This window comes from Pseudomonas sp. 2822-15, assembly GCF_002742515.1.
Taxonomy (GTDB): Bacteria; Pseudomonadota; Gammaproteobacteria; order Pseudomonadales; family Pseudomonadaceae; genus Aquipseudomonas; species Aquipseudomonas salomonii.
The window spans coordinates 1-236 of record NZ_LJRY01000021.1 but is presented as its reverse complement, the minus strand read 5'-3'; the positions used below and the strand labels follow the sequence as shown (position 1 = coordinate 236).

Sequence of the window (236 nt, the reverse complement as noted above, 5' to 3'; positions counted from 1 at the left end):
AACAAGATCATTAAAATACGGACTTCCTGTTAAACCTGGTTCGATGTATTCACCCTCACCAGCGTTACTCTCAATATCCTCCAATAGGTCATCATGCCAAGCTTGGTGTACTTCAATTTCCTCTTCCAATAAAGCAACAGCTTCTTCCGTATCCCCTTCTCGAAATAGTAGTTGGGCTTTTAAATGTGCTAATTGAAGGACATTATCTGGGAACCTGTCAACCATCTCCCCTTGAT

At 41.5% G+C, this 236-nt stretch carries 1 protein-coding gene; it reads right to left on the bottom strand.

The features are described 5' to 3' along the window. Positions 1-236, bottom strand: a 236-nt coding sequence (locus AOA59_RS32255; RefSeq protein WP_158235193.1) for a hypothetical protein, incomplete at both ends; no start/stop codon positions are given.